Origin of the sequence: Nocardia blacklockiae (assembly GCF_015477355.1) — a bacterium.
In the GTDB taxonomy this organism is placed as follows: Bacteria; Actinomycetota; Actinomycetes; order Mycobacteriales; family Mycobacteriaceae; genus Nocardia; species Nocardia blacklockiae.
Genome location: NZ_JADLRJ010000026.1, coordinates 1 through 2,407 on the forward strand (window position 1 = coordinate 1; position 2,407 = coordinate 2,407).

Here is a 2,407-nt window from a genome sequence, read left to right on the forward strand (position 1 = left end):
GTGTTGTTTCAGATACCGCACAGTGGACGCGTAACACCTTCGTTGGTAAGCCCTCGGCCTATTAGTACCGGTCACCTCCACACATTACTGCGCTTCCAGTTCCGGCCTATCAACCCAATAATCTGTTGGGGGCCTTACCCCCTCGAAGGGGTGAGAAACCTCATCTAGGAACAGGCTTCCCGCTTAGATGCTTTCAGCGGTTATCCCTTCCGAACGTAGCCAACCAGCCATGCCCCTGGCGGAACAACTGGCACACCAGAGGTTCGTCCGTCCCGGTCCTCTCGTACTAGGGACAGCCTTCCTCAAGTTTCTAACGCGCGCGGCGGATAGAGACCGAACTGTCTCACGACGTTCTAAACCCAGCTCGCGTGCCGCTTTAATGGGCGAACAGCCCAACCCTTGGGACCTACTCCAGCCCCAGGATGCGACGAGCCGACATCGAGGTGCCAAACCATCCCGTCGATATGGACTCTTGGGGAAGATCAGCCTGTTATCCCCGGGGTACCTTTTATCCGTTGAGCGACACCGCTTCCACACGCCGGTGCCGGATCACTAGTCCCGACTTTCGTCCCTGCTCGACATGTCTGTCTCACAGTCAAGCTCCCTTGTGCACTTACACTCGACACCTGATTACCAACCAGGCTGAGGGAACCTTTGGGCGCCTCCGTTACCATTTAGGAGGCAACCGCCCCAGTTAAACTACCCACCAGGCACTGTCCCTGAACCGGATCACGGTCCGAGGTTAGAAGTCCAATACGACCAGAGTGGTATTTCAACGACGACTCCCACGACACTAGCGTGCCGCTTTCACAGTCTCCCACCTATCCTACACAAACCGTACCGAACACCAATACCAAGCTATAGTGAAGGTCCCGGGGTCTTTTCGTCCTGCCGCGCGTAACGAGCATCTTTACTCGTACTGCAATTTCGCCGAGTCTGTGGTGGAGACAGCAGAGAAGTCGTTACGCCATTCGTGCAGGTCGGAACTTACCCGACAAGGAATTTCGCTACCTTAGGATGGTTATAGTTACCACCGCCGTTTACCGGGGCTTAAATTCTCAGCTTCGCCCCCGAAAGGGCTAACCGGTCCTCTTAACCTTCCGGCACCGGGCAGGCGTCAGTCCGTATACCTCGTCTTACGACTTCGCACGGACCTGTGTTTTTAGTAAACAGTCGCTTCTCTCTGGTCTCTGCGACCCAACCCAGCTCAAGGAGTAAATCCTGTCACCGGACCGGGCCCTCCTTCTCCCGAAGTTACGGAGGTATTTTGCCGAGTTCCTTCACCACAGTTCTCTCGATCGCCTCGGTATTCTCTACCTGACCACCTGTGTCGGTTTGGGGTACGGGCCGTGTACCAACTCACTAGAGGCTTTTCTCGGCAGCATAGGATCACTGAATTCACCTCAAACGGCTACGCATCACCTCTCAGGCCATATGAGACACGGATTTGCCTATGTCTCGCCCTACAGGCTTACACCCGGTAATCCACCACCGGGCCCAGCTACCTTCCTGCGTCACCCCATCGCTTGACTACTACAGCCAGGATCCCGTGCATCCCCTTTGGGTCTCCCGAAGGAGATCCCGCCAGTTCAGGACGGTTAGCACAGCTGATTCGCCATTGGGCGCGGATACACGGGTACGGGAATATCAACCCGTTGTCCATCGACTACGCCTGTCGGCCTCGCCTTAGGTCCCGACTCACCCTGGGCGGATTAACCTGGCCCAGGAACCCTTGGTCATCCGGCGGACGAGTTTCTCACTCGTCTTTCGCTACTCATGCCTGCATTCTCACTCCCACAGCCTCCACACCTGGATCACTCCGGCGCTTCCCTGGCTGCAGGACGCTCCCCTACCCATCCAGACCCCTGGCTCGAAAGCAGAGTAATGTCTGAATGCCGCGGCTTCGGCGGTGTACTTGAGCCCCGCTACATTGTCGGCGCAAGACCACTTGACCAGTGAGCTATTACGCACTCTTTCAAGGGTGGCTGCTTCTAAGCCAACCTCCTGGTTGTCTCAGCGATCTCACATCCTTTTCCACTTAGTACACGCTTAGGGGCCTTAGCCGGCGATCTGGGCTGTTTCCCTCTCGACTACGAAGCTTATCCCCCGCAGTCTCACTGCCACGCTCTCACACACCGGCATTCGGAGTTTGGCTGACTTCGGTAAGCTTGTAGGCCCCCTAGGCCATCCAGTAGCTCTACCTCCAGTGTGAAACACGTGACGCTGCACCTAAATGCATTTCGGGGAGAACCAGCTATCACGGAGTTTGATTGGCCTTTCACCCCTACCCACAGCTCATCCCCTCAGTTTTCAACCTAAGTGGGTTCGGGCCTCCACGACGTCTTACCGTCGCTTCACCCTGGCCATGGGTAGATCACTCCGCTTCGGGTCCATGACATGCGACTCT

General features: G+C 56.4%; 1 rRNA gene. It reads right to left on the reverse strand.

Going from position 1 to position 2,407, the window contains the following annotated elements:
- Window positions 1-41: 41 nt before the first annotated feature.
- A 23S ribosomal RNA gene (locus IU476_RS35620) occupies window positions 42-2,407 on the reverse strand; the annotation flags it as partial.